The following is a 7,351-nucleotide window of genomic DNA, read 5'->3' as shown; positions in this document are numbered from 1 at the left end:
TTAGCAAAACAAAGATAACCAAAAGGGCTGATACTTCGTGAAAAGTGTTAGCCCTAATTTATTTTGTTTGAAAAAGTTTTACCGGACAGCAATAGAATATTTTGTATGATTAGCTCGCTCTTGTCAAACGGATAAGCTTTTCTTATAGTTACCCTTCACTTAGTGTACAATATTTCTTGTGAACTCTTTAATAAGAATGGCATACTCTTTCCTATATCTTTCAAATCGCTCAATATCTTTGGGGGAAATATGTGGTAAACGCCGAACATCCATGTTGTGAGTTAAATCGTTTATTTTAACGGCTTTTGCTAACGGATCTCTACTTATGCACTTGATATATTCTTCTCTGCTTTTGGTTGTATGGTGATTGAGTAGAAGTAATGCTTTAGAAATTTTATCTCTTTCTGGAGCAAGCAAGGTGTCTTTTGATTCTTCTTCAAGCATCATTAGAATGGAGTCAATACTATTAGGTGTATCTTCATTTGCATCATGAAGATATCCAACAACCTTTTCCTGCCATGTTTTTCCCAAGGAGGCAACGTAAGACAAGTGTCCACTAAAGTAGTCTACACCAGCTTTATCTTTTTGATCTTTATGTAGTCGCTGTGCTACTTTGGCTGCTGCAACGACCCACTTGTTATTTTCTTCCATCTTCGTCTATTTAATAACTCTTAATCAGTGACAATGCCATATTAACTCTATCCTTAGCGTCTACTCCATCAGTTTGAGGTATCTTTTCTTCATACAAAGTTTCTCCTTCTTTATTTAGTACTATAAAATACCCTTGCTTATTAACAAGTTTGTTTCCTGATGGTAACATTAGAGGATTTCCCCAATTATCCAAAAATAAATTCTCTATTTCTCCATATTTATTGTATATTGCAAGGGAAATTGCATCCCAATAACGCCCACGATAGGTATTGGCACTCATTATATTTAACTCATAGCTGTTTTTCCAGTCGTACTTTCCGTTGGTTGGTTTTGACAGTATGCAAGGATACTTTACGAAGTAATATCTCCAATCTTTAGGAGTTTCTGTTACTTTTAGATAAGTGTCTATTCTTTCATTCAGCTCTTCTTCCGTGACTGCAGGGCTATTGTCTAACATTTCCGAAAGCACACGCCGTGTATTTTCGAATCCGCCTCTCTGGTTAGAAGGATGTAGCAGCTGTTTCCAAACGTCTTCTGCCCCATTGCCTATCTGCTTGTAATTGTTAATGGTTTGACCATAATCTCCATAAGTAAGCAATGCCCTACTGATGGTTTGTAATTCGATATTAAGAAAAGTACGAAGTTTTTCTATCATGTCTGGCTTTCCCAAATCTGCTATAGCAGTACATCCGTAAAGAAGATGATGGTCTTCTAAATGGAACAGGCTATCAACATACGCAGAATGAGTTTCACACCAAGTTAGCTTATTGAGTTCCTCTTCCTTCTGCTGTCGATTGAATCCTCTGTCTTCCTTGCTGACTGAAATTTGTCCCTCTAGGATAATCTGTTCGGTTTCTTCCAAGAGTTTTTGTATACGATCTGTTCTCAATTCGTAAATTGAGTTCCACACAAGGTTGCGTAGAATCCGAAGCCTGCGACGAAATATCTTATCATCAATATGTTTACCTTCAGTGTTCCTGATAATAAAAGCATATAGCATTATTATTTTATTTATAGTAAAAGAGCTTCCTCTTCGTCCTATTCCCCGATAATTTTCACAACAGTCCTTAAACAAGTTGGTATTCCAATCGTAAACTTTTACTTTAGACTCTTCATATTTGGAATTTGCAAGGTAACTGCTGAAATACTTATCAATATCCCCAATCTCACACCAACAATCAAAGTATCTTTCCAATAAATTGATATTCTGGTTATCTTCATCTTTGTAAACCGATATCATTTCAAAATAACTATTACCAGTATCAAAAACTTGATCTGCCCCAATAATATCGGTACCCTTCTTGATACATATAATGTCTGTAACAAAATGGAAATAAGCAAGAAACTCTTCGTCAATAATATTATTATCTCCTCGGTAAGGCCATAGCATATTAGTCCAGTCTTTGTCCATTTTCAGGCTGAAATCTTCCCGTTTTATCAAATTTGTCAGCTCTGCCTTGAAATGTTCAAAATCAGTAAGAGGCTTCCCGCGTGAATTCATCTTGATATAAATATCATCAGTAACCCCCATATCCTCAAGGGTTATAAAACAGAAAGTAATCTTCTTATTCTTGCATATTTCCTCCCATAGGTCATCTATATCATGGAAAGTAAGCGCAATATCATCCAACATTTGAAGCATGGATACCACTGTAGGATCGTTATCCCAAGATAACGAGTACCACGCCTCGTTATGTATTTGTGCTGAAATTGGAACTTTGCTTTCAAAATCAGGAGTAAACTCCTGCAAATGTTCGCAAAAGCGCCGTGCACTGATACGAGTTGAATATGTAAACTTACCCAAACATTCCCATTCCTCTTTTACTATGCCATCGCGCTTGGCTGCATACCAATGTAATAGAAACAGAGTGGTAAGCCGTTGCTGACCATCCAAAGGAATAAGCTTCTTATCTTCTGTAAGACTTCCATAAATGAAATCCAGGCTTATCCCTTTTCCTTTTACAGCCTCATGCAAAGCCTGTAGGAATCGACCACGTTTTTTCGCTTCTTGTTTGCGCCCCTGTGCGTAATCTCGCTGGATAAGAGGTATTTCTATGCCATTTAACTCTTGTTGACAAACATCTATAAAGCTATATTGTTTCATTTATTCTTCAGTTATTGAGGTTAGGTATGGGGACAGGGCTTCGCTTATAGCTGCCATATAGGCTTTGCGGTCGTTTTCGTCCCATGAATGTAATTGCGAGTTTATTTCACTATTGTAGTATTTTAGGAATACCATGCGTGTGCAGTATGGAATGAAGTGCCCCTTTTTATCCATTTGGATGATTTGATGACGTTTTACTTCAAACACAGAATTGTTCAAAGCTGCATTATCTGCACAGTTGAGTAGAGCCATATTAGATAGATTGTCTATATATTCGCCATTTTCCTCTTCGGAAAAGAAGCTAAACACATCTCGCTGAAGAGTGGTAAACAATTCTCTACTCACGACATCTAAGTTAAGAGCTTCTGTTATTCTTATTTCTAACTCTTTAATATCCTCACTATTTCCTTTTGGCAAAACCTCGTAATGGAGCCTTAACCATTCTTTGCGTTTCTCGCTTGTGTTCAAGGTTTCAGCATTCTGGGCATGTATATGTTCCAGGCTCCATTTTACACCATTTGCCTTATATTTATCAAAGGGGAAGCGCAGACTTTCATCATCGTTCTTCATTATCGAGATAATGTTGAAAAGAAGCAATACATTATGAATGTCTTGGTAATTATCGTGATAATTTAAGCTCTCCAGCGATTCTATACCTTTAAGACTTTCTTTTATCTTGCAGTCAATATAGTTGCTTACCTCCGACTTTTTCATCTTTTTTGTTTCATTAAGCAAACGGCGAAGGTTTTCTTGGTTCAATGCAACAAGATATCCAACCTTATGGAATAATTCTCTGCTCTCATACCATTCTTTTAGTTGCTCATAAAAGGCTATAATGCTATTCCATACATCTATCTTATCCCCTTGTTCATTAATGCGCTGATTGAAGAAAAAGAAGGTTGCATACTTATCTTTCGTTTTTCGTCCACCAGCCATCATGTCAAATAGCAATTCTATTCGGTTTGGGTATTCTTTTGGATTATAATTGGTAAGAAATGCCCAGAAAGCCGGAGAGTGTAATTCTTTTTCGATATTATCCCACTCTGCCGCTATTTCTAATTGTCTACCATCAGTCAATACGCAATTTCTACTTAAAAACAATGCTCTTACCAACTCTGAGTTAGTGAGAGGGATACGACCAATATTTAATCGGGTAAAAAGTTCTACCCCACTAACATTTTCATCCGGTTCGTACCATATAATTTTCACATTATCGTTAAGTTGCTGATAAAAATTAATACATACCCCCAATAAGTCTTCACCATTCTTTTGCTTCTTTTCAAACCAACCTTCAATTGTTTCAAAAGCATTGGCAATGAAAAAGAAATCTATGTTGTCTTCTTTCTTACTAAAGTCTATATTTTGAAGATAATCATGTGTTTCCTTTCGGGTTTCATAAGTAATATCATAGCGAATACGGGCACTAGGAAGCTGTTTACGCAGATAACTAAGTATTAGATAAAGCGTAGTAAGTCGTTGCTGCCCATCGATTAGTTCGTAATTATTTTTGCCGATAGCCTTTACGACAATTGGCTGGAGATAATAATTCTGCCCATGTTGCTTGCCGTTTTCCGTAATATCATTTAATAGTAGTTCTACTTCTGATGTTCCCCATCTATAGCCACGCTGATAGTCTGGAACAAAAAAACTGCCTTCAATTTTCAGTATACCTTTAGGTTCAAATTCCATATTTGCCTTATTTATTTCTAATGAGCAAAGGTAATAAATTAGTCTCAATAAAACAAAAACTCTGAGTATTAACATAAAGGGCTGGGCTTTATTCTTGGTTTCACAACAAAGGCACTTAAATCTGATAGCGTGCGATGACGAGTTTATCTCTGAAAGTGTGATTTTAGGCTGCTGTTTTACACTTAGTGAGCCCTTATGATTTCCTTACATTTCCGGATACTTCCCACTGCGTCCCTGCCTTTTGGAATAACATCAAAAGTCCTCTACTTTTGCATTGTCAGACCTGACTGAATGCCCTATGCGCAAGGGCGAGTTATTCATTTCAAAACAATCGAATTATGACGATAAACGAATTATTGGGCAAACCTGTTTGGCAGATGACCGGTGAAAAGTTGCTTTTCCTTGCACAACACGGCAATATGTCCACGAATGGAGAAACCGGTAAGGCTTCCTCCAAAGAAGAAAAGCGATATGTGTATGGCTTGGCTGGCATTGCACGCCTCTTCGGATGCAGTCTTCCTACCGCTAACCGTATCAAGCAGAGTGGTAAAATCAATCGTGCCATTACACAAATCGGTCGTAAGATTATTGTTGATGCAGACCTTGCACTCGACTTAGCAGGACGAAAGACAGGAGGACGATGATGAATACAACTGATTATGAAAACATTTGGCAAAAGTCGCTTATTCATGTAACGGATGAGTTTGCGCTTCCTCCTGTTGTACTACAAGCAGGTGAAGCCATTATTAGCACATTAGGTAACTTCAGTGTGTCGACAGGTAAGGCAAAAGCCAAGAAGACTTTCAACGTGAGTGCAATCGTAGCTGCAGCTCTTATCAATGGAAAGGTGCTGGAATATCAAGCATCATTTCCTGAGAGTAAACGCACAATTCTTTACTTTGATACGGAACAAAGTCCTTATCATTGCCAACTTGTGATGCAACGTATTTTGAAATTGGCAAAACTGCCGATAGACAAGGAACCGCAGAATTTGAAGTTCAGTCATCTTAGATCCATTGCTGACCCTAATGAACGCAGAGAAATCATCCGTTATGCGATTTACAACACACCCAATGTGGGTTTGGTGGTCATTGACGGCATCCGTGATTTGATGCTCGATATCAACAATTCAACCGAAGCAACCAAGTTAGTGGGCGACCTGATGCAGTGGACAAGTGAACAGAATATCCATATTCAGACCGTGCTTCACCTCAACAAGGGCGATGACAACGCACGTGGACATATTGGGACGGAACTCAACAACAAGGCAGAAACTGTCCTGCAAATTACAAAGGATAACACCATGCCTGAACGTAGTATTGTTGCACCTTCCATCATTCGTTCCAAACCTTTTGAAAAGTTTGCCTTTCGGCTCAAGGATGTCGAAGATGAGATTTGCATTCCCGAAATCGACACTTCCTACACGGATACAGATTGCAAGTCCCACCGCCATTCTTACCACGAACTAAGCAACACGGAACATCGAAAAGTATTGACATAAGCCTTTTCTTTGCACGAAGTCTTGCCATATAGTAAACTTATCGTAGCTCTCAAAGAGGCTTATGCTAAGATTGTGGGGCTATCCTATGGGCAAACTAAAATCAAGGAACTTTTGCAATTCTTGCTCAACAAAGGCATAGTGGTTAAAGAAGAATGAGGAAAATATCGGCTCAGCCAAGACCATCTACCCTAAAACCTTTGGTCGGTCGGACACAGGCTATATATACCTGAACCAACCTGACCAAATAGAAATAAGTTTGGTCGGTCGCAAAGTAGTGCCTATAGTGTACGACCTTCCGACCAAACAAACAACAACCAGCCTCCAAAAGAAAAAGGCTGAGAGTTATTCTTTTCAAACATCAAAATAAAATCACAATGGAAATACAAAATATCAAGCAAATCTCTATCACAGATTATTTGCAGCAACAGGGTTATTCACCTGCACGAGTACAAGGTATTCACTTTTGGTACTGCTCCCCACTACGCAACGAAAGTACACCATCATTCAAAGTAAATACAGAGCGCAACCAATGGTATGACTTTGGAACTGGCGAACATGGAGATATTATTGACCTTGTACGTACTTTACAGCATTGTACCATGAACAAAGCCATTGAACTTCTAATCGGTTCAAAACAAATAATGCATCAAGATTTTTCTTTTGGCGGTGAAAGAAAAACCTCTAAGCACAAATTAGAAATCATATCTGTGCAATCACTTACCAATCCTTATTTGTTACGTTACATCGCAGAGCGAGGAATATCTCTCAGCATTGCCAATAGATTCTGTTCTGAAATTCGATACAATAATACCAATCGGACATACTATGCCATTGGGTTTGCAAACGATGCTGGCGGTTGGGAAATTCGTAGTCCTTATTTCAAAGGCTGCATTGCTCCAAAAGCGATTACAACTATTAGTAAAGGCAGAGACGTTTTGCAAATCTTTGAAGGGTTTATGGATTTCCTTTCGTGGCATACACTAAATCCTTCTTCAACTTGCGACACCATAGTTCTTAATTCCCTGGCTCTTTTGCCACGCATTCAAGAGAAGATAAAAGGCTACAAGCAAGTTGAGAGTTTTCTGGACAATGATGAAGCAGGGCGAAAATCGTTTGACGTTTTGAAGCAGTTTTGCCCATCTATCATAGACGGTTCTGTTCGCTATCGAACTTACAAAGATCTCAACGAATGGCTTGTTTCTCAATCCAAAGTGCAAGAAAGTCAACCTTCGTTACCAACCACGAAGCGTGGCGTCAGAAGATAGTGTTTATCTGGGAAGCAAGTTTGTGTTTTGAGTTATTGCTGTCCGGTAAAACTCAAAAGAGCATAAATATCCTCCCCGAAGCCCAGTAAAATTGGACTTCGGGGTTTATTTTTTCAAAAGTAAGCCCCCTAATCGAAAAGA

General features: G+C 38.5%; 5 protein-coding genes and 1 pseudogene. 3 read left to right on the top strand and 3 right to left on the bottom strand.

Annotation, left to right across the window (positions count from 1 at the left end; translation table 11 throughout):
* Positions 1–159: 159 nt before the first annotated feature.
* The 3 genes from F596_RS0110345 to F596_RS0110335 are packed head-to-tail and all read right to left on the bottom strand — an operon-like array spanning position 160 to position 4,444.
* Positions 160–651, bottom strand: coding sequence for a hypothetical protein (locus F596_RS0110345; RefSeq protein ID WP_019036895.1), 492 nt, complete (start codon positions 649–651; stop codon positions 160–162).
* Positions 652–661: 10 nt separating this feature from the next.
* Positions 662–2,755, bottom strand: a complete 2,094-nt coding sequence (locus tag F596_RS11230) for a DUF262 domain-containing protein (RefSeq protein WP_019036894.1) — start codon at positions 2,753–2,755, stop codon at positions 662–664.
* The gene (locus tag F596_RS0110335; protein WP_019036893.1) at positions 2,756–4,444 is read right to left on the bottom strand and encodes a DUF262 domain-containing protein; all 1,689 of its coding nucleotides are present in this window, start codon (positions 4,442–4,444) and stop codon (positions 2,756–2,758) included.
* Between the two features lie 338 nt (positions 4,445–4,782).
* Between F596_RS0110335 and F596_RS0110330 the strand changes: the two genes are divergently transcribed.
* The 3 genes and pseudogenes from F596_RS0110330 to F596_RS0110315 all read left to right on the top strand — a co-directional run bounded on the left by F596_RS0110330 (position 4,783) and on the right by F596_RS0110315 (position 7,210).
* Positions 4,783–5,088 (top strand): DUF3853 family protein, encoded by a 306-nt coding sequence (locus tag F596_RS0110330; protein WP_019036892.1) that lies wholly within the window; start codon positions 4,783–4,785, stop codon positions 5,086–5,088.
* Positions 5,085–6,101, top strand: a pseudogene (locus tag F596_RS11225) (AAA family ATPase). Before F596_RS0110330 ends, F596_RS11225 begins: the two are co-directional and overlap by 4 nt.
* 218 nt (positions 6,102–6,319) lie before the next feature.
* Positions 6,320–7,210: a CHC2 zinc finger domain-containing protein gene (locus F596_RS0110315; RefSeq protein ID WP_019036889.1), complete on the top strand. Its 891-nt coding sequence runs from the start codon at positions 6,320–6,322 to the stop codon at positions 7,208–7,210.
* Positions 7,211–7,351 lie beyond the last annotated feature (141 nt).

The organism is Prevotella amnii DSM 23384 = JCM 14753, assembly GCF_000378745.1.
In the GTDB taxonomy this organism is placed as follows: domain Bacteria; phylum Bacteroidota; class Bacteroidia; order Bacteroidales; family Bacteroidaceae; genus Prevotella; species Prevotella amnii.
This window is presented reverse-complemented; position numbering and strand designations above follow the sequence as displayed.